This is a genomic window from Azospirillum baldaniorum (genome assembly GCF_003119195.2).
Lineage (GTDB): Bacteria > Pseudomonadota > Alphaproteobacteria > Azospirillales > Azospirillaceae > Azospirillum > Azospirillum baldaniorum.
The window spans coordinates 315,358-335,662 of record NZ_CP022254.1; the positions used below are offsets into that span (position 1 = coordinate 315,358).

The window sequence follows — 20,305 nt, forward strand, 5'->3', positions numbered from 1 at the left end:
CCGCCATCACTTCGCGGCGCTGGTCTCCAGCAGGGCCAGCAGGCCGGCCAGCAGATCGGCCGGCCGCGGCGGACAGCCGGGAATGCGCAGGTCCACCGGCAGCACCTCCTCCACCGGACCGACGCAGGCGTAGCCACCGGCGAACAGCCCGCCGCTGACCGCGCAGTCGCCGCAGGCCACCAGCCATTTCGGGCCGGGCGTAGCGTCCCAGCTGCGGACCAGCGCCTCGCGCATGTTGCGGGCGACCGGGCCGGTGACCAGCAGGACGTCGGCGTGCCGCGGCGAGGCAACGAAGCGGATGCCGAAGCGCTCCAGATCGTAGATCGGGTTGTTCAGCGCGTGGATTTCCAGCTCGCAGCCGTTGCAGGACCCCGCATCGACCTCGCGGATCGACAGGCTGCGGCCCAGCCGGGCCTTGGCGGCCTTGTCCAGCTTTCCGGCCAGTTCCGCCAAAGCCGGATCGGCGGGGGCCGGAGCGGTTTCGGTGACCGGGCCGCCGGTCAGGGAGGTCAGGATGTGCTTCAGCATCGGCGGCCTCCTTACAGGTCGTGTCCCGCGTAGGAACAGTTGAACGACTTGTTGCACAGCGGGAAGTCGGCAACGATGTTGCCGCCGATGGCCGCCTCCAGCAACGGCCATTGGAACCAGGACGGGTCGCGCGGGTGGCAGCGGGCGACTGTGCCCTCCCCCTCCAGCCGCACCCAGGTCAGAATCTCGCCGCGGAAGGATTCGACCAGGGCCATGCCCTCCCCGCCCCGGCCGGCCTCCAGCGGGACCGACGGGTGGTCGAGGCCGCGCGAGATCGCCGGCAGGCGGGCGACGATCTGCTCGATCAGCGACAAAGACTGCTCCACCTCGCGGATGCGGACCCAGACGCGGGCGTTCACGTCGCCCTCGGTCAGCACCGGCACCTCGAAACTCAGCTCATCGTAGGGTGCGTAGCCGGGGCTGCGGCGGGCGTCCTGGTCACGGCCGGAGGCCCGCCCGACATGGCCGCCGGCGCCAAAGCGGGTGACCAGCTCCGCGGACACGAACCCGGTGGCGACCGTGCGGTCCTGCAGGGACGCCTTGCCGTCATAGATGGCGACCAGCGGCGGGAAGCGCTTGCGCAGTTCGGCGACAAGCTCCAGCAGCAGGCCGGCGCCGCGTTCCGGCAGGTCGGTGGCAACGCCGCCGGGGATCACCCGGTCCATCATCAGACGGTGCCCGAAGCAGGCGTCCGCCGTGCGCAGCACGCGCTCCCGCAACTGGCTGGTCTGGGCCAGCATGAAGGCGAAGGCGGCGTCGTTGCAGATCGCCCCAATGTCGCCGAGATGGTTGGCGATCCGCTCCAGCTCGGCCATCAGGGCGCGCAGCCACACCGCCCTCGCCGGCACCTCGACGCCGAGCGCCGCCTCCACCGCACGGGCGAAGGCGAGGCTGTGCGCCACCGTCGCGTCGCCGGAGATGCGGGCGGCCAGCTTCGCCGCTTCCGCCACCGGCCTGCCCTGCATCAGCCCCTCCACCCCGCGGTGGACATAGCCGAGCCGCTCCTCCAGCCGGACGACGGTCTCGCCGTTGGCGGTGAAGCGGAAATGGCCGGGCTCGATGATGCCGGCGTGGACGGGGCCGACCGGAATCTGGTGCAGCCCGTCGCCTTCCACCGGCAGGAAGGTGTAAGGGCCGGGGTTGGGCACCGGCGCCGCCGGCTGCTCCGACAGCGGGCGGCGCACACCCCAGGCGTCGTGGTCCAGCCAGGGGCGCGGGTCAGTGGTGCGCTCCGCCACCAAGCCGTAGAGGTCGTGGGCGGCGCGCTCAAGGCGGTTGGCGGCGGGCCGCACGGCGCTCAGGCTCGGGAAGCGGCCTTGCGGGCAGTCGAGGCTGACCGCCGCGATGTCGCCGGAGAAATCCTCGCGGAAGGCGGCGTGGACCGCCTTCGGTTCCCCCCACAGGCCGAGCAGGCTCCAGCCGTTGCCCGCCAGCCCCTCGATCAGGCGCAGCCAGCCGTCGCGGCCCAGCCGGTAGCGCGGCCAGGGCCGGTGCCCCTCGACCGGCGTGCCGATGCGGTTCAACAGGCCGAACAGCGGTTCTTCCCCGTACATGCCGCCTCCCCTACCCCAGCAGCGCCGCGACGGTCTGGAACCACGCGACCAGCGGTCCCGGCAGCCAGACCCCCGCCACCAGAACCAGCGCCAGATGCGCGTAAAGCGGAACCAGCGTTCCCTCCAGCGGCACCGATGCCACCGGGACGCCACTGCCCTCCACCGTGCCGGGCGCGCCGAAGCACAATTGCTGGACCCGCAGCACCAGCGCCCCGAAGGCGACCAGGATGCCGACGACCAGCGGCAGGGCCAGCAGCGGTTCCCGCGCGAAGGTGCTGGTGACCAGCAGGAATTCGCTCATGAACACGCCGAAGGGCGGCAGACCGGCGATGGCCACCACCCCGGCCAGCAGGCCCCAACCGAGCGCCGGATGGCTGACCGTCAGGCCGGAAATCCGCTCGATCCGCTGCGTGCCCGTCACCTGAACGGCGTGGCCGACCGCGTAGAAGATGGCCGACTTGGTCAGGCTGTGCATCGCCATGTGCAGCAGCCCGGCGAAGTTGGCGAGCGGCCCTCCCATGCCGAAGGCGAAGGTGATGATGCCCATATGCTCGATGGAGCTGTAGGCGAAGAAGCGCTTCACGTCGCGCCGCCGGTAGAGCATCAGCCCGGCCAGCAGCAGCGAGGCCAGCCCCATGGCGATCATCAGCGGCCCCGGCGCGATGGCCTGCCCGTTCGCCGCCAGCAGCATCTTGAAGCGCAGCACGGCGTAGAGCGCCACGTTGAGCAGCAGGCCGGACAGCACCGCGGAGATCGGCGTCGGCCCCTCCGCGTGGGCATCGGGCAGCCAGGCGTGCAACGGCGCCAGCCCGACCTTGGTGCCGTAGCCGATCAGAAGGAAGACGAAGGCGAGGTTGAGGATCGCCGGACTGATCTTGGCGACGTGGCCCATCAACTCCGTCCAGGTCATCGCCGCCATGCCCGGCCCCATCACCGGCTGGGCGGCCATGTACATCAGGATGGTGCCGAACAGGGCGAGCGCGATGCCGACGCCGCACAGGATGAAGTATTTCCACGCCGCCTCGATGCTGGCGGCGGTGCGGTACAGGCTGACCATCAGCACGGTGGTCAGCGTCGCCCCCTCCACCGCCACCCACATGACGCCCAGGTTGTTGGCTGACAGGGCCAGCAGCATGGTGAACATGAAGGCCTGATACATGGCGTGGTAGAAGCGCAGCTTGCGCTCGTCCAGCTTGCCCACCGCGATCTCGTGGGCGATGTAGCCGGCGGAAAAGACGCTGGTGGTCAGCCCGACGAAGGCGGTGAGCGCGATCAGGTAGATGTTGAAGGCGTCCACCACGAACAGCGCGCCGCTCGACGGCTCAAGCCCGAACAGGACCAGCGACGCCAGCAGCGTGACGGCGGAGAAGCCGATGTTCAGCCGCGCCCCCAGCCGGTGGCCGGGAACCAGGGCGAGGACGGCGGCGCCGATCAGCGGGGTGGCGACGATGACGGCGACGGCGCTCAATCGCTCTCCCCCCGGAAGCTCTCGATCTTCTGCATGTCGAGCGTGTCGAACCGCTCGCGGATGTGGAACAGGAAGATGCCGAAGATGATGAAGGCCACCATGACGGAGAAGGCCACCGACATCTCGACCACCAGCGGCATGCCGGCGACCCCGACCGCCGCCAGGATCAGCCCGTTCTCGATCGACATGAAGCCGACCACCTGGCTGACCGCGTTGCGCCGGGAGATCATCATCAGCAGGCCGAGCAGGACGACCGACAGCGACAGCGCCAGATTCTCGCGGGTCAGGGCGGTGGCGTCCGCCGTCACCGGCAGCACCAGCAAGATCGACAGGGTGACCAGCGACACGCCCGCCACCATGGTCAGCCCGATGCCCAGTGCCGGTTCTATGGTGCGGTGGATCTTCATCTTCACGACGATGCGGTGCAGCGCCACCGGGATCAGGATGGCCTTGAGGACCAGCGTCAGCAGCGCCGTGATGTAGAGATGCGGCTCCCCGTGGGAGTAGGCCTGCCACGCCGCCGTGGCGGTCAGGGCGAGCGCCTGCATGGTGAAGACGTTGAGAAGGGAGAACAGCCGCCGCTGGTAGAGCAGAGCGAAGCTCATCAGCAGGACGACGGCTCCCAGCATGTGCGCGACGTCATAACCCAGGTCGCTCACCTCACACCCCCCGCGACACGTAGAGGAAGATCGCGCCGAGCAGACTCAGCAGCAGGGCGCCGCCCAGGAACTCGCCGACCCGGAAGACGCGCATCTTGGCGATGGAGGTCTCGAACAGCGCCAGCAGGGTCCCGCCGACGGCCAGCTTCGCCACGAAGACGGCCACGCCGCCCAGCGCCGCCGCCACGCCGGACCCGGCGGTCGCCATGCCCCAGGGCGCGAAGACGCAGGCGATCAGCGCCATGTAGAGCAGCATCTTGAGCATGCTCGCCGCCTCGACCAGGGCGAGGTGACGGCCCGAATATTCCAGCACCATGGCCTCGTGCACCATGGTCAGTTCCAGGTGCGTGGCCGGATTGTCGATGGGGATGCGCGCGTTCTCGGCGATCGCCACCATCACCAATGCAATCAGCGCCAGGGCCAGGGAGATGCGCAGCCCGACCGCGCCGGACAACATGAAATCGGCGATCTCGGCCAGCGAGGTGCTGCGGACCAGGATCGCCACCGAGAAGACGATCATCAGCATCGCCGGTTCGGCGAGCGCTGCGATCATCATCTCGCGCGACGAGCCGATGCCGCCGAAGCTCGTCCCCGTGTCCATCCCGGCGAGCGCCAGGAAAAAGCGCGCCGAGCCCAGAAGGGCGATCAGCGCGATCAGGTCCGCCGTGGGGGCGAGCGCCAACTGCGTGGTGAAGACCGGCACCAACCCGGCGGCCAGCCAAATCGCCGTGAACATCATGTAGGGCACGGCGCGGAACAGCCAGGAGGCGTTGCGCGCCAGCACCACCTCCTTGCGCAGCAGCCGCAGCAGGTCGCGGTAGGGCTGGGCCATCGACGGCCCCCGCCGCCCGACCAGCCGCGCCTTGACCAGCCGCACCCAGCCGGTCAGCAGGGGCGCCAGGGCCAGCACCAGCAGCATCTGCAGGATCTGGTAGAAGGTGGCGAGCAGCAGCGTCATCGTTGCGTCACCGCCACCATCACCAGCAGCACGACCAGCGCCAGGAACATCAGGGTCAGGTAGCGGCGGATGGTCAGGAACTGCAACCGGTTGGCCTTCTCGGCCAGCCAGCCCACCGCGCGGGACAGCGGCTCGACCACCACGACCCAGGCCGGGTCGGTCCAGGTCACCGACAGGCGGGCGGGGCGCGTGTCGCCCGGCGCCGGCATGTCCACATGGTCGCGGGCGCGGAACACCGTGCTGCCGAAGGCGCGGCGGATCGGCTGGCCGAAGCTGGAGGCCGTGTACTGGGTGACCGCCGCCGGGTCCGGCCCGTCGAAGCCGCAGCCCCAGGGGATCGACCAGCGCACCCGGTCGCTTGCCTTGCGGTGGATGCCCAGCACCAGCACGACCGACAGCAGCGCGATCACCACCAGCATGATCAGGCCGTTGTAGGAGTTGCCGATGGCCGAGGTCGGTGCCAGCCAGAACCACGGCTGGTAGGCGCGGCCATCGAACGGCCCGGCCTCCACCAGCAGGCGCAGCGCCGGCTCGAACAGGCGGATCAGCGGGGTCGGCAGGACGCCGAGAACGACGCAGAGCACCGCCGGGACCGCCATGCCCAGCCGCATCGCCCGCCCGACCTCCACCGCCTCCCCCGCGGCGCGCGACCGCGGACGGCCCAGGAAGGCGATGCCGTAGAGCCGGACGAAGCAGGCGGCAGCAAGCGCGGTGGCGAGCGCCAGGGCGGCGCCGACCACGGCGATCTCGATCTTCAGCGACCATTCCGACAGGGCCGGGGCGTTCAGGATGGCCTGGAACAGCAGCCATTCCCCGACGAAGCCGTTCAGCGGCGGCAGGGCCGAGATCGCCGTGGCGCCGATCAGCGCGAGGACGGCGGTGGTCGGCATCCGGTGGATCAGCCCGCCCAGCCGGTTCAGGTCGCGCGATCCGGTGGCGGTCAGCATGGCGCCCGCCGCGAAGAACAGCAGGCTCTTGAACAGGGAATGGTTGACCACATGGAGCAGCGCCGCCGCCAGGGCGAGCGCGGCGATCACCGGCGTGTGGGCGGCCTTGAAGACCAGAGCCAGCCCCAGCGCGATGACGATGGCCCCGATGTTCTCCACCGTGGAATAGGCGAGCAGCCGTTTCACGTCGTCCTGCATCAGCGCGTAGAGCACGCCCATCACGGCGGTCAGCGCGCCGAATCCCATGGTCACGCCGCCCCACCACCAGTCCGGCTCGCCCAGCAGGTCGAACAGCACGCGGATCATCGCGTAGACGGCCACCTTGGTCATCACGCCGGACATCAGGGCCGACACGTGGCTGGGGGCCGCCGGATGCGCCAGCGGCAGCCAGACATGCAGCGGCACCAGCCCGGCCTTCGATCCCGCCCCCAGCAGGATCAGCACGACGACCAGCGCCGCCGCCCCCGCCGCCGGAGCGTGGTCGCGGATGGCGGCGAAGCTGTAGTCGCCGTGCGCCGTCGCGAGGACCCCGAAGGCCAGCAGCAGGCAGGCCGTTCCGAAGCTCGCCATGATGATGTAGAGGCGCGCGGCCTTCGGCGTTTCCGGCTCCCGGTGCGTGGAGAGCACGAGCAGCCAGGAGGCCAGCGACATGAACTCCCAGGACAGCAGGAAGGTGAAGGCGTCGGCGGCGATCAGCACCATGTTCATGCCCGCCAGGAACAGCGGGTAGAGAGGCAGGACAGGGCCATCCTGAGAGCCGCCCTGAGGACCGCTGTGAGAATCGTGATGCGCCCGCTCGTACCCCCAGCCGAACAGGCTGGCGGTGATGCCGCCCAGATTGACGACGATCAGGAAGACGGCGGACAGCGCGTCGGCGCGCAGATGGGCCTGGATCCAGGGCAGCCCGACCGGCAACACCAGCGCCGCGTCCGGCCCGCCCCCGGCCAGCCGGAGCGCCGCCCACAGCGCGATCAGCGCGCAGGCCGCCGCCGTTCCGCCATAGACCACCGTGGACGCCTGCGGCAGCCGCTTCGCCGCGGCGCCGAGGACGGCCACTGCGAACAGGAAGGCGATTGCCGAAACGACCAGTCCCAAGGCAGCGAATCCGTTTGGATTAGACCCACAATCAGTAAGGATGTTTCTCCCAATGAACGCAAGGGGAAAAACTCTGTCGCGTTCATCTTGCGAGTGCGCGTGCTTTGGGCGACACGCGCACAGAAAAAAGGCGGCTCCCCAATTCGGGAGCCGCCGGAGTCTGTTCGGGAGGAAACGCAACCAAGTTGCAGGGGAAGATATGCGCCCGTTAAGGTTAACGACGCGTGAATCGTGCGAGGTTTTTCTTTAACTATACTTTTTCGCAAGAATCGGGCTCCGGATTCGCGCGTCCACTCCGGACCGGTCTCCCCGGCCTCTCCCAGATCGGCACTGGCCGGGAAGGCCCCCTTCGCGCTATAGGAGGCACCCTTCCCTTTCACCAGTCACCGGTCCTCCATGCCGTCCACGTCCATCAGCCAACGCATCGCCGACGAGCTTTCGGTCCGTGAATCCCAGGTCGCCTCGGCCGTCAAGCTGCTCGACGAAGGATCGACCGTCCCCTTCATCGCCCGTTACCGCAAGGAGGCCACGGGCGGGCTCGACGACACGCAGTTGCGCACGCTGGAGGAACGGCTGTCCTACCTGCGCGAGCTTGAGGACCGGCGCGCGGCGATCCTGTCCTCCGTCCGCGAGCAGGACAAGCTGACGCCGGAGTTGGAGCTGCAGATCCGTCAGGCCGACACCAAGACGCGCCTGGAAGACCTCTACCTGCCCTACAAGCCGAAGCGCCGCACCAAGGCGCAGATCGCCCGCGAGGCGGGACTGGAGCCGCTGGCCGACCGGCTTCTCGCCGATCCCTCGCTCCAGCCGGACGCCGAGGCCGCCGGCTTCGTCAGCGCCGACAAGGGTGTGGCCGACGTCAAGGCGGCGCTCGACGGCGCTCGCCACATCCTGGTGGAGCGCTTCGGCGAGGACGCCGAGCTGGTCGGCCGGCTGCGCGCCACCATGGCCGACAAGGGCGTGGTGACCTCCAAGGTGATCGAGGAGAAGCGGGCCGAAGGCGCCAAGTTCTCCGATTACTTCGAGTTCGACGAACCCTGGGCGAAGGTGCCCTCGCATCGCGCGCTGGCGCTGTTCCGCGGCCGGACCCAGGGCGTGCTGGACATCCGCCTGGACCTGCCGGTCGAGGAGGGACAGCCCCACCCGGCGGAGCGCACCATCGCCGCCCACACCGGCATCCGCGACCAGGGCCGCCCGGCCGACAAGTGGCTGTCCGACGTGGTCCGCTGGACCTGGAAGCTGAAGATCGGCCCGCATGTCGAGACCGACCTGATGGGCGACCTGCGGGAACGCGCGGAGGACGAGGCCATCCGCGTCTTCGCACGCAACCTGCACGACCTGCTGCTGGCCGCCCCGGCCGGCCCGCGCACGACCATCGGCCTCGACCCCGGCATCCGCACCGGCGTGAAGGTCGCCGTGGTCGACGCCACGGGCAAGCTGGTCGACACCGCCACCGTCTACCCGCACCAGCCGAGGAACGACTGGGACGGCGCCATCGCCGCCATCGCCGCCCTGGCGGTGCGCCACAAGGCGGAGCTGATCTCCATCGGCAACGGCACGGCGAGCCGCGAGACGGACAAGCTGGTCGCCGACCTGTTCAAGCGCCATCCGGAGCTGAAGCTCACCAAGCTGGTGGTCAGCGAAGCCGGCGCGTCGGTCTATTCCGCGTCGGAGACCGCGGCGGCGGAGTTCCCGAAGCTGGACGTCAGCCTGCGCGGCGCCGTCTCCATCGCCCGCCGCCTTCAGGACCCGCTGGCCGAGCTGGTGAAGATCGAGCCGAAGTCCATCGGCGTCGGCCAATACCAGCACGACGTGTCGGGCGGCAAGCTCGCCCGCTCGCTGGACGCGGTGGTTGAGGACTGCGTGAACGCGGTCGGCGTCGATCTGAACACGGCGTCCGTTCCGCTGCTGACCCGCGTGTCCGGCCTGAACGAGACGATCGCCCGCAACATCGTGGAGCACCGCGACCGCAACGGCGCCTTCCGGTCGCGCAAGCAGCTGCTCGACGTGGCGCGCCTCGGCCCGAAGACCTTCGAGCAGGCCGCCGGCTTCCTGCGCATCCGCGAGGGCGACAACCCGCTGGACACCTCCGCCGTCCACCCCGAGGCCTACCCGCTGGTCGAGCGCATCCTGAAGAAGACCGGCAAGGATCTGGGCAGCGTCATCGGCGACGCCCGCTTCCTGCGCGGGCTGAACGCCGAGGATTTCACCGACGAGCGGTTCGGCGTGCCGACCATCGAGGACATCCTGAAGGAGCTCGAGAAGCCCGGCCGCGACCCGCGTCCGGAGTTCAAGACGGCCACCTTCCAAGAGGGCGTCGAGGAGCTGAAGGACCTCCAGACCGGCATGGTTCTGGAAGGGGTGGTGACCAACGTCACCGCCTTCGGCGCCTTCGTGGACATCGGCGTGCACCAGGATGGGCTGGTCCACATCTCGCAGCTGTCCACCAGCTTCGTGAAGGACCCACACACCGTCGTGAAGGCCGGCGACATCGTGAAGGTCAAGGTGATGGAGGTCGACATTCCGCGCAAGCGCATCGGCCTGACCATGCGCCTGACCGACGCCGCCCCCCGCCCCGAGCGTGGCCAAGGCCGTGCGGAAGGCCAGCGTGGCGACGACAAGCGCCGGGACGACCGCCGCGGTCCGCCGCCCGGCAAGGGCGGCTCCGCTCCGAAGCCGGCCCCCAAACCGGCGAAGGCGCCGGAGCCCGTCAACAACGCCTTCGCCGAAGCCTTCGCGCGGGCGCAGGCCGGCAAGAAGCGGTAAGGCTCAGGAAGCGTGGGGCGGGTGCCGGACACACTCCGGTACTCTCCCCATGGACGGTTCGTGCGCCAAAGGCTAGTGTGCACCGACGCCAACCGCATAGGCGCCCATGTTCTCTTCGGCAACCCGAATCGTCGGACTGTACGCGGTCCTCGCCACCGCGTGGGTGGTGGGGTCCGACCGCCTTTTGGACGCTGCCGGTCTGGACGAGGTGGTGCTGATCCAGAACGTCAAGGGCACCGCCTTCGTTCTGTTCACCGCCCTGGTCCTATGGGGTTTCATACGCCAGGAGTTCCAGCGCCGCACCCGGTCGGAGGACGCCTTGCGCTCCACGCTGGAGCGGCTGGCCCAGTCGGAGGCCGATCTCCGCTCGGTCATCGAAAAGCTGCCGGACGCCTTTTTCCGCACGGATCTCGACGGTCGGGTCAGCATGGCCTCCCCCCAGTTCGCGCGGGAGTTCGGTCTTACTCCGGAGACGGTGATCGGCACCCGCATCGCCGATCATTACGTGGAGGAGGATGGGCGCGCCAAATTCCTCGCGGCGCTGGAGGAAGCGGGCGGCGAGGTCCGCGACCACCGCATGCCGATGCGGCGGCAGGACGGCACCACCTTCTGGATTTCCGCCAACGCCTACATCCGCCGCGATCCCGCCGGGCGTCCCATCGGGGTGGAGGGGATTGCCCGCAACACCACCGCCCAGCACCATCTGGAGGAGCGGCTGCGCTATCTGGCCGGGCACGACGCGCTGACGGGCCTGTGCAACCGCATCCGCTTCGAGGACCGGCTGGAGCACGCCATTGCCCGCGCCAAGCGCGAGGACAAGAGCTTTGCCCTGCTCTTCCTCGACCTCGACGGGTTCAAGGAGGTCAACGACACCCACGGTCACCAGAAGGGCGACGAGGTGCTGGTGACCACAGCGCAGCGCCTGTCCGGCGCGCTGCGCAACAGCGACACCACCGCCCGCATCGGCGGCGACGAGTTCGCCGTCCTGCTGGAGGGGGACATCTCCGTCGAGAACGCCCGGGCCGTGGCGGAAAAAGTCATCGATTCCATCGACCGGCCCCTGCCCGGCCTTGACCTGTCGGTGTCGGCCAGCGTGGGCATGGCCTTCTACCCGTCGGATGGGGCCGACGCCGGTGTTCTGCTGCGCTGCGCCGATCAGGCCATGTACCGCGCCAAGCGCCTGGGCAAGAACCGGCTGGAACTGGGCACGGCCTGAGCGACGGCGAGGGTCAGGACGGCTTCGCCGCGTCCATCACCAACCGAATGCCCAGCGCGCCGATGACCGAGGCCGCCAGCCGGTCGATCCACGCCTTGGACCGCAGATAGGCGGCGCGGGGGCGGCCGGCGGAGAATGCCACGGCGACGATGGCGTACCAGCCCGTCTCGACCAGGAACACGGCGGGCGGCAGCGCCAGCAGAACCCAGGCCGGCGGCGAGGCCGGCAGAAGGGCCGCGAAGATGCTGGCGTAGACGATGGCGGTCTTCGGATTGCTGATCTGCGTCGCCAGCCCGATCCCGAAGGAGCGCAAGATGCCGTGGGACTCGGCGGCGCCATCCGGAACGCGGACAGGCTCCGCCGCTCCCCGCCAAATCCGCACCGCCAGATGGACGAGGTAAAGGCCGCCTGCGACTTTCAGGATCAAATAGAGCCACTCGACCTGGATCAGCAGGGCGTGCAGACCGAGGAGGGCCAAGGTGGCGAAGACCACGCCGCCGGCCCCCATGCCGACGGCGGCGGCAACACCGGCGCCACGCGACACGGCGATGGAGGTGCGTGCCACCAGGACAAAGCTGGGGCCGGGGCTGATGGCGCCGATGGCCAAGGCGCCGAGAACGCTCAAAAGGGCAAGAACGGACCCATCCATGGCTGCGGCTCCGCTGTTCGGGAAAACCGCAGTTTATGGATGGCGAACGGGATCGTCAGCCGACAAAATGATCGCAGGCGCCCTGCCCGCTCACTCCGCGGCCATCAGAAAGCTCGTGCCGTGATGGGCGCGCGGGGGCATGTCGGGGAGGCCGATCGTCCGCCCGACCTCCTCGGCCGTCGGCTTGCGCCGGTAGGTTTCCACATAGCGGTCGAGCGCGGCGAGGCACTCGGCGATCGAACCGGAACCGACCGCCCGGCAGTCCTCGAAGGCATGCGGGTCGGGGCGGAACCAGTGGGTGATGTAGCCGTCCTCGGTCCCGTTCAGGGTGAGGGTCAGGGCGAAGCGTCCCTCATGCCCGATGCGGGCGTGGGCCGCGCGCAGCCGGGACTGGACCTCTTCGATGGTCATGGCGCGTGCATCCTTCTTAAACATCAGGCGGCCTCCTGGTCACGCGGCGTTGCGGAGCAGCCGGTCTTCCAGGCTGCGCGCCCATTCGGCGTCGCGGGCCAGCGATTCGACCAGCAGGCGGGCCGGGCCGGCGGAGTCCGCCGGGGTGTCGGGGCGGAGCAGTCCGGCCAGCCGCAGAGCCAGCGATTCCGCCTCAGCCTCGACCCAGCGGGCATACTGCTTGCGGCGTTCCGCCTCGTTCCAGTACCAGCGCGGAAGCTGCGGGTAGCTGCGCTCCATCTCGCCTTCCCAGGCGCTCATGCGGAACAAACCGCTTGGGGAACGTTCAGTGGTGCTGCTTGCGGGTGTCATTCAGGGCTTCTCCCTTCCACGCCGCGGGAATGGCGTGGCTCAGGCGGCCTCCAGATCGCCGCCCTCGTCGTCGTCTTGCTTCAGGATTTCCGCCTTCTTCTGGGCGAACAGGCTGGTGATGCGGTGCTGGGCCGTGCGGTCCACCGTGCCGATCTCACGCAGGCGGGTGCCGGCGCCGGTGCGCCACAGCTCCTCCAGGTCGTCCAGGTCCAGACAGGCGCCGAGCCGCTTGCGGATCTCCTCCTCGAAGGCGGCGATGGCGGCGGGCTGCAGGTCCGGGTTGGACTTGGCGGCGTAGAAGGCCTCGGCCTCCTCCCGGTACTTGCTGTCGTCGAACTGGCCCATATGGACGTCCGCGGCGAGTCCGAGCTGGACGAGGCATTTGCCCACCGCGTCGGTCATCGACATCTTGAAGCACTCGTCGTCGGGCGCCTCGATGCCGTTGCGGCGGCGGACCATCTCCGTGCCGCCCCACTGCGGGCCGGTCCAGCACTTCTCGCCCGTCTCCGGGTCGAGGTACCAGACGCGGGCGCAGATGAAGATCATGCGCTCGGCGATGGTCCAATCCATCTGCTCATAGCCCCAGCCCTTGCCGACCGGACCGAACACCTCGGTCATCATCATCAGGCGCCAGGTCGGGTCGATCTGCGTGCCGCGGAAGCCGCCGGAGCGGGTGAAGGGCTTGGTCGCCTTCGGGTCGGTCCGCTTCAGCCGGTTCCACAAATGCATGGGGTCCGGGGTGGCGGAATCCACGGTGGCGGGCCCTGCGGTGGCGGTCTGGGAACCCGCGACCTTCGGAGCGGCCGTGCTGACGGTCTTCTCGGTTTCGGCAACGGTGTCGGTCTTGCTCATGCGTCCCATGGTCGTCGGGTTCCCCTTTTGATCAGTAGCGTTCGTCTCTCCCCTCACCCCAGCCGCCGCTGAGCACAGCGTCCAGGCTCGGGTCAGGGGACGGATCGGCCGTGGCGGGCCGCCACGGTTCGGCGGTGTCGAGCGCCCGCCGCGGCGGCGCGCCGTAGCGCAGCGACAGGCGTCCCTCGCGGTCACGGGCGAGGTACAGGCCGCGGCCCGGCTCATCCCCCGCCACGAACGCGATGCGCGCGTCGGCGGGCATCAGCGCCTTCAGGGCGGCCTCCGCTTCACGGACGGCGAGGGCGGCGGCGCGGCGGTCCACCAGCTCCGCGGCCAGGGCGGCGAAGCGGTTGTGCCGGGCCATGTCGACCACCCGTCGGGTTTCATAGGCCGGCGCCTCCGCGGGCAGCGGATCGCCGGGTTCCACGTCGTTGGCGACGTGCCACCAGAAGGCGTTTAGCGTCTCCATCAGCCGCCCGCAATCCGCCTCCCGCCGCGGCACGCGGACGAGCGCGTGGCCGGTGGGGCGCAGGATCGACAGCATCGCCCGGTCCAGCCCGGTGACCACCAATTGGTGCTGAACCTGCCAGTGGTAGCGCTGGGCCAGATCCGCATCCGTCTGGAAGCCGCCGGTGAATTTCGCTTCCACCAGCGTGTCCGGCTCACCGGTGTCCGTGTCACCCTCCCAGGTCAGGAAATCCGGGTGGGCAACCATCCACTCATGCTCCGGATGGACCCAGGTCCGTTCCGCCGGCACGCAGGGAAGGCCGGTGGCCTTCTCCACGAAGCGGGGATGCAGATGTTCAGTCGCGATGCCGATCTGCACCGCGGCGACGAGGTCCAGGTCGGCCGGCGTCGACCGCCCCGTCTTCTCGCGCCACAGATTCAGCCAGTCGCCCGCCATGACGCGGGTGGCGTCGGAAGACCCGATACGCCCTGCCCGCGCGGCACGTTGCGCGTCCGTAATCGCCATTCCCCTGCCGGCCCCCAGCCGTTTCAGTGCGTCCCTGGCTTCGCGTCGATGCGTCTTCGCAGCGCCATCGCCGTTAACCATAAACCGTATCGTGAATATGGGCTGCGAACATGCAGGATTCAAGAACAAAAAGAGAACCTGCGGCTTGACCGTAGGATCGAATCTTCGAACCTTTTCAAAAAACTAAGTAGAATGCAGCGCAGCCGCGGTCCCGCTGTGACCGAATCGGGCGACTCGGCACAGATGGGTATGGATTCGTGGTCTCAAAGGGGTTTGTGGAAAAGAATTTCACCGCCGGAATCGGCGGCTTTTCTTCCAGATTCCCGCCAAATACGCGCGATCAGGCGCGCAGGCAGCGCGTGATGTGAACGGCAACACCGGCGACGTTGGCGCGTTCGATGGGAGTCGGGCGGCAGCCGGGATCAGTGCTGACCGGCAGCAGATGGGGCGGAAAAAAACGGTAACCGCACACCGTTCCATCGCCCACCGTAACCACCACGTCGCCGGCCTGCGGAGCCAGCACATCCAGCGGTTCCAGCACCACGCAGTCGTCCGGCAGGACCCCGGCGGCATTCAGGCTGGAGGAGGCGATGGTCAATGCGAAGGCGCGGCGCGAGGCCGGGCGGTCCACGGCGATGCCCCGCGCCCCGCTCGTCAAAGCCGCGGCGATGAAGGCTTCCCCGGCCCTCCGCCCCAATTCCAGAAAGTTGCGCACCTGCTCGACCGACAGCAGCGGCACCCGTGCCACGGCTTGGTAGGCGGCGTCATCGAGGAATCGCGGTTCCGATCCGGCGACGCGGGCCAAGCGGCCCAGGGTTTCCGCGCTGGGGACGCTGCCCCGCGCCGGATCGCGCAGGAAGCGCGTGATGTTGGTCGGCGTGACCTCGGCCAGCCGCGCCCAGGCCCCGGCGCTCCAGCCCTGAGCCTCCATCACGCCGGTCATCCAGCGCAGGATCGCCCGCCGTGTGTCGTCCATGCCGCCGTCCTCCCCGCCGAAAGAGCACCCATATAAGAGAGAACGTTGGAGGAACGCGCAAGGTTTCTTCGCTTATGTCGCAATTTCGCCGAGGATGCGCTGCGATTTCGCAGTATCGCGTCGAACTCCTCTCCCCTCCGGCTGCGTCCTTTTCCCACCCATTGCGACACGCCGTGCGCGCCGCCATCTGGAGGGCGCGAAATCACTTCCGGAGGAACCGATGATCGTCACCAGCACCGACACCGTCGAAGGCCGTCCCGTCACCCAGTATCTGGGCATGGTCGCCGGCGAGGCGATCCTCGGCGTGAACATGTTCCGCGACCTGTTCTCCGGCATCCGCGACATCGTCGGCGGCCGGGCCGGCGGCTACCAGAACGCGCTGCGCGACGCCCGCGAGGCCGCTTTCGCCGATTTGCAGGACGCCGCGCGGGCACTGGGCGCCGACGCCATCGTCGGCGTGGACATCGATTACGAGGTGCTGGGCAAGGAGAACGGCATGCTGATGGTCTCCATCAACGGAACCGCCGTCCGGCTGGGCTGAACTCCCCCAACCGTTTAGGCCGATTGCCCGCCTGGACGGGCGGTCGCACCTCCTTACACTCCCTCCCCGCATCGATAGGGACCTGAGAAACGGGAGGGACGACATGCGTTCTCTGGCGAAACGGCTCGGCGGCCTAGCTCTGGCCGCCGGGCTCTTCTGCGCGGCGCCGGCCCTGGCCTTCGAGGGCCTCGTGGAGAAGAAGGTGTTCGAGATGCCGTCCTACACCACGGTGGGCGGCGGCACGATCAAGAACGTCCGGATCGGCTGGGAAAGCTACGGAAAGCTGAACGACGCCAGGGACAACGTCATCCTCGTCACCCATTTCTTCAGCGGCAACAGCCACGCCGCCGGCAAGTACAAGATGGAGGATCCGGCCCCAGGCTATTGGGACTCCATCATCGGTCCGGGCAAGCCGCTGGACACCGACAAGTTCTTCATCATCAGTTCCGACACGCTGGTGAACCTGTCGCCGAAGGACCCGACCGTCACCACCACCGGCCCGGCCAGCGTCAATCCCGACACCGGCAAGCCCTACGGCATGAGCTTCCCGGTCGTCACCATCCGCGATTTCGTCAATGTTCAGAAAGCGTTGCTGGACAGCCTCAATGTCAAGTCTCTGCACGCGGTGATGGGCGGGTCCATGGGATCGCTCCAGGCGCTGGAATGGGGCGCCACCCATCCGGAGATGGTCAAGCGCGTGGTCGCGGTGATCGGCGGGGCCGAGGCCGATCCCTTCCTGATCGGCTGGCTGAACTTGTGGGCGGCCCCGATCCGCGTCGATCCGAACTGGCAGGGCGGCGATTACTACGGCAAGGCGGAGCCCAAGGCTGGGCTGACCGAGGCGTTGAAGCTGGTGACCCTGCACGCCCGCCACTGGAAATGGGCGGACGCCACCTTCGGCCGCGGTTGGGCGGAGGAAGGCAAGGACCCCGCCGCCAGCATGAACAACCAGTACGCCATCGAAGCGTGGCTGGACAAGGCGGCTGCGGCCCGCGCCGCGGTCAGCGACGCCAACCACTTCCTGTATTTGGTGAAGGCCAACCAGACCTTCCTGGTGGGCGGCGGCGGATCGCTGGACGAGGGCTTGGCGAAGATCAAGGCGCCGGTCCTGCTGATCCCCTCCGCCGACGACCTCGTCTTCCCGCCGGAGCGCGCCATGCGCCCTCTGAAGGAGCGGTTGGAGAAACAGGGCATCGCGGTCACCTACACCGACGCAATCACCACCAGCCTCGGGCATCTCGACGGCATCGCCAACATCGCAAAGGCGGGAGATGCGATATCGGCCTTCATGGCGAAGTGACGCGCGCGACCGCCCCGCCCGGAGACGACCGCCCGGCGGGGCGTTTTCCGTCTGCTCTCAGGGACCAACGTAATGCGGCATCAGCTTGGACTGCTCGCCGACATAGACGTTGCACCGGCTGTCCTGACCGTCGAAGAAATACACTTGACCGGTCTTCCGCTTGTTCTGCGGGTCCGAAAGGTTCGCCCCACCGGAGAAGGCGACGCCGTAACGCTTGTCCGGCGTCCGCGCCCAGTAGAAGCCGTCCGTCTCCTGCCCGAAGGCACCGCGCTGGCACAGGCGCGACAAGGCGGCGTCGTAGCGGGTGAACCCGTCGAGCCCCTTTGGCAGGCTGTAGACCGCTTGGCTGCGCACATAGCGGGTGCGGGGCGGAATGACTTCCGGGGGAAGCGACGAGCGATTCAAGGCGCGCAAATGGCCGGGATCGGTCCGCTCGACCCGCATCGGGTCCGCCGCCGCAGGCACGGCCAGCAACACAAGCAACAGCGGAACGACGGCGATGACCTTCATGGGCTGAATGGCGGAACCGGCAAGGAGGACCGGACTTTATTAGCATGAACTGCCTGCCACTGAGGAGCGGGGACTGGGCATAACTCTGCGCGAGCCGATAAAATCTTTTCTTTTCAAATGACTGAGGTCATTTTCTCACACCTCTGAATAAGAAAGTCGGCCGTTCTTATTCTTAGGGTGATACCTGATGAGAATTCCTCAACAGACTGTTTTCAAAGGGATTTCATATCCGGTCCCCCTTACCGTCCAGATAGCGGGTGATCGTCGCCAGGAAGTCCTTCGGCTGGATCGGCTTGGGCACATGCCCGTCGAAACCGGCTTTGGAAAAGCGCAGCATGTCCGTGGGCGTCGACAGGTTGGTGACCGCGACCACCAGCGTGCGCGCCAAAGCCCGGTCGGCGCGGATCAGCCGAACCAGCTCGACACCGGACAGGCCGGGCATCACCACGTCCATGATCACGAGATCGGGCTTCAACGCGCGCATCAGGTCGAGCACGCCCCGCGGATCATCCGTCTCCACAACGCGGTGGCCACCCTCTTCCAGGCAACGGACAAGCAGTTTGCGCATCAGGGCGTTGTCATCAACGACGAGGATGGTCCGCCGCGTCGCAGTCAGCGTTTGAACACTCATGGCAGCCGTCCCGCGTCGTCACGGCGCTTTGCCAGGGCCGGCGGACGAGGCGTCCGACAGCCACCAGGCGTCGAAGGAGATCGAGTAGGGCGGTACGGTGTCGGGGCGCTTCAAGCGGCTCCAATAGGCCACGCGGTAGACGCCGGAGTACCAGTGCGGCACCACGTAATGGTTCCACAGCAGCACCCGGTCCAGGGCCGACACCGCGGCCTTCAGATCCTCCTGGCTGTTGGCGCGGACGATCTCGCCGATCAGATGATCGACCGCCTCGCTGCGCACACCGGCCATGTTCTGGCTTCCCGGACGGTCGGCGAAGGCCGATCCCCAATAGCCGGTCTGCTCGTTTCCCGGCGACAGGGACTGCGGCCAGACATGGACCACCATGTCGAAATCGAAGTCGCGCGTGCGGTTCTCGTACTGGGTGGTGTCCACCGTGCGGATGCTGGCCCGGATGCCGAGCCGCTTCAGATTCTCGATGAAGGGCAGCGTCACCCGCTCGAAGGTCGGGCTGTCCAGAAGGATTTCGAAGTCCAGCGGCGTGCCGGTCGCGACGTCGACCCGCACGCCGTTGCGCACGTCCGTCCCCGCCTCGTCGAGCAGCCGCTTGGCCTCCAGGAGGTTGCGGCGCAGCCCGTTCTGGCCCTCCGTGCTGGGTGGATGGTAGGTCTTCTCGAAGACCTCGGCGGGGATTTTCCCGCGCAGCGGTTCCAGAATCGCCAGTTCGCGGCCTTGGGGCAGGTCCCTGGACTGGAGCGGTGAGTTCTCGAAATAGCTCTCCGTCCGCTTGTAGGCGCCGTAGAACAGGGTCTGGTTCGTCCATTCGAAGTCGAAGGCGTAGGCGATGGCCTGACGCACCTTGGGGTTCGCAAAGACCGGGCGGCGCGTGTTGAACACGAAGCCCTGCATGCCCGCCGGCACCTCGTTGGCGATCTCCTCCTTCACCACCTTGCCGTCGCGCACGGCGTCGAAGTCGTAGCCGGTGGCCCAGGTCTTGGCGACGTTCTCCTGGCGGAAGTCGTACAGCCCGCCGCGGAAGGCCTGCAGGGCGACGCTGGCGTCCCGGTAATACTCGTAGGCCATGCTCCCGAAATTGTTCCGCCCGACATTCACCGGAAGGTCCTTGCCCCAATAGTCGGCGACCCGCTCATAGGTGATGCCGCGGCCCGGATCGAAGGACGCGATGCGGTAGGGACCGCTGCCCAGCGGTGGCTCCAGCGTGGTCGACTGGAAGTCCTTGCCCTCCCAGTAATGCTTCGGCAGCACCGGCAACTGGCCGACGATCATCGGAAGCTCGCGGTTGTCGCCCGGCTTGAAGGTGAAGCGGACGCGACGCTCTCCGTCCGCCTCGACCTTGTCCACGGCGCCGTAATAGCTGCGGTAGAAGGGATGGCTCTCCGTCAGGATGGTGAAGGAGAACACCACGTCCTCGGCGGTGACCGGCTTTCCATCGTGCCACCGCGCGCCGGAGCGCAGGTTGAAGGTGATGGAGGAGCGGTCCTCCGGCATCTCCACGCTTTCGGCGAGCAGGCCGTATTCGGTGAAGGGCTCGTCCGCCGACCCGGTCATCAGCGTGTCGTAGATCAGCGTAGCCCCCGCCGCGGGCACCCCGCGCAGCGTGAAAGGATTCAGCGTGTCGAAGGAGCCGATGGCCTGGAGGGTCACCTTGCCGCCCTTCGGGGCGTCCGGGTTGACGTAATCGAAATGCCGGAAGTCCGGCCCGTATTTCGGCTCGCCATACAGCGCCATGCCGTGCCGCGCCATGCCATGCTGCGGCTGCGCGCCCGCCGGTCCGGCCACGGCGGCGGCGGCGGCGATCAGCCCCATCAACAGTCCAGCGGCCACACGGCGCATGCCCCATCCTCCCATCGTTCGTTCCAGGGCGTTCGGCCCCGGTTCCGCTCTGATAACATGTGGGTGGGGT

General features: G+C 68.2%; 19 protein-coding genes. 4 read left to right on the plus strand and 15 right to left on the minus strand.

Annotated elements, in window-relative coordinates:
* Nucleotides 1–6 precede the first annotated feature (6 nt).
* Genes Sp245p_RS15805 through hyfB form a run of 6 tightly spaced genes read right to left on the minus strand, consistent with a single transcriptional unit; the run spans nt 7 to nt 7,208 of the window.
* Nucleotides 7–528: an NADH-quinone oxidoreductase subunit B family protein gene (locus tag Sp245p_RS15805; RefSeq protein WP_014197062.1), complete on the minus strand. Its 522-nt coding sequence runs from the start codon at nt 526–528 to the stop codon at nt 7–9.
* 11 nt (nt 529–539) lie between these two features.
* Nucleotides 540–2,081 (minus strand): hydrogenase large subunit, encoded by a 1,542-nt coding sequence (locus tag Sp245p_RS15810; protein WP_014197063.1) that lies wholly within the window; start codon nt 2,079–2,081, stop codon nt 540–542.
* A 10-nt stretch (nt 2,082–2,091) separates the two neighbouring features.
* The gene (locus Sp245p_RS15815) at nt 2,092–3,549 is read right to left on the minus strand and encodes a hydrogenase 4 subunit F (protein WP_014197064.1); all 1,458 of its coding nucleotides are present in this window, start codon (nt 3,547–3,549) and stop codon (nt 2,092–2,094) included.
* Nucleotides 3,546–4,208, minus strand: coding sequence for a hydrogenase-4 component E (locus tag Sp245p_RS15820; protein ID WP_014197065.1), 663 nt, complete (start codon nt 4,206–4,208; stop codon nt 3,546–3,548). Before Sp245p_RS15820 ends, Sp245p_RS15815 begins: the two co-directional genes overlap by 4 nt.
* 1 nt (nt 4,209) lies before the next feature.
* A complete protein-coding gene (locus tag Sp245p_RS15825; protein WP_014197066.1) occupies nt 4,210–5,166 on the minus strand; it encodes a respiratory chain complex I subunit 1 family protein in 957 nt (318 codons plus the stop codon).
* On the minus strand, nt 5,163–7,208 hold the full coding sequence (gene hyfB / locus Sp245p_RS15830) for a hydrogenase 4 subunit B (RefSeq protein ID WP_165359983.1): 2,046 nt from the start codon (nt 7,206–7,208) through the stop codon (nt 5,163–5,165). The genes Sp245p_RS15825 and hyfB overlap by 4 nt, the downstream gene beginning before the upstream one ends.
* A 396-nt stretch (nt 7,209–7,604) precedes the next feature.
* Between hyfB and Sp245p_RS15835 the strand changes: the two genes are divergently transcribed.
* Entirely contained in the window at nt 7,605–9,974 is a 2,370-nt protein-coding gene (locus tag Sp245p_RS15835; protein WP_014197070.1) for a Tex family protein, read from the plus strand.
* A 106-nt stretch (nt 9,975–10,080) separates the two neighbouring features.
* A complete protein-coding gene (locus Sp245p_RS15840; RefSeq protein ID WP_014197071.1) occupies nt 10,081–11,190 on the plus strand; it encodes a sensor domain-containing diguanylate cyclase in 1,110 nt (369 codons plus the stop codon).
* A gap of 13 nt (nt 11,191–11,203) precedes the next feature.
* On the opposite strand, the gene Sp245p_RS15845 is transcribed toward Sp245p_RS15840, so the two are convergent.
* The 6 genes from Sp245p_RS15845 to Sp245p_RS15870 form a co-directional block, all read right to left on the minus strand.
* A complete protein-coding gene (locus Sp245p_RS15845; RefSeq protein ID WP_014197072.1) occupies nt 11,204–11,839 on the minus strand; it encodes a LysE family translocator in 636 nt (211 codons plus the stop codon).
* Nucleotides 11,840–11,929: 90 nt separating this feature from the next.
* Nucleotides 11,930–12,250: a hypothetical protein gene (locus Sp245p_RS15850; RefSeq protein ID WP_014197073.1), complete on the minus strand. Its 321-nt coding sequence runs from the start codon at nt 12,248–12,250 to the stop codon at nt 11,930–11,932.
* Nucleotides 12,251–12,289: 39 nt separating this feature from the next.
* Entirely contained in the window at nt 12,290–12,550 is a 261-nt protein-coding gene (locus tag Sp245p_RS15855; protein ID WP_014197074.1) for a hypothetical protein, read from the minus strand.
* A gap of 90 nt (nt 12,551–12,640) precedes the next feature.
* Nucleotides 12,641–13,453, minus strand: a complete 813-nt coding sequence (locus Sp245p_RS15860; protein ID WP_174451208.1) for a hypothetical protein — start codon at nt 13,451–13,453, stop codon at nt 12,641–12,643.
* Between the two features lie 31 nt (nt 13,454–13,484).
* Entirely contained in the window at nt 13,485–14,426 is a 942-nt protein-coding gene (locus Sp245p_RS15865; protein ID WP_041812244.1) for a YqaJ viral recombinase family protein, read from the minus strand.
* Between the two features lie 340 nt (nt 14,427–14,766).
* A complete protein-coding gene (locus Sp245p_RS15870; protein ID WP_014197077.1) occupies nt 14,767–15,402 on the minus strand; it encodes a hypothetical protein in 636 nt (211 codons plus the stop codon).
* A gap of 220 nt (nt 15,403–15,622) precedes the next feature.
* On the opposite strand from Sp245p_RS15870, the gene Sp245p_RS15875 reads away from it, so the two are divergent.
* Together Sp245p_RS15875 and Sp245p_RS15880 are read left to right on the plus strand one after the other, a co-directional pair.
* Complete coding sequence (locus tag Sp245p_RS15875) at nt 15,623–15,943, plus strand: heavy metal-binding domain-containing protein (protein WP_014197078.1); 321 nt, start codon at nt 15,623–15,625, stop codon at nt 15,941–15,943.
* Between the two features lie 103 nt (nt 15,944–16,046).
* On the plus strand, nt 16,047–17,243 hold the full coding sequence (locus tag Sp245p_RS15880; protein ID WP_014197079.1) for an E22 family MetX-like putative esterase: 1,197 nt from the start codon (nt 16,047–16,049) through the stop codon (nt 17,241–17,243).
* A 57-nt stretch (nt 17,244–17,300) separates the two neighbouring features.
* Here the strand turns inward: Sp245p_RS15880 and Sp245p_RS15885 are convergent, their stop codons facing one another.
* From Sp245p_RS15885 to Sp245p_RS15895, 3 genes are all read right to left on the minus strand, one after another.
* Entirely contained in the window at nt 17,301–17,753 is a 453-nt protein-coding gene (locus Sp245p_RS15885; RefSeq protein WP_014197080.1) for a hypothetical protein, read from the minus strand.
* A 223-nt stretch (nt 17,754–17,976) separates the two neighbouring features.
* Nucleotides 17,977–18,384: a response regulator gene (locus tag Sp245p_RS15890; RefSeq protein WP_014197081.1), complete on the minus strand. Its 408-nt coding sequence runs from the start codon at nt 18,382–18,384 to the stop codon at nt 17,977–17,979.
* A gap of 18 nt (nt 18,385–18,402) precedes the next feature.
* Nucleotides 18,403–20,235, minus strand: a complete 1,833-nt coding sequence (locus tag Sp245p_RS15895; protein WP_014197082.1) for an extracellular solute-binding protein — start codon at nt 20,233–20,235, stop codon at nt 18,403–18,405.
* Between the last annotated feature and the right edge of the window lie 70 nt (nt 20,236–20,305).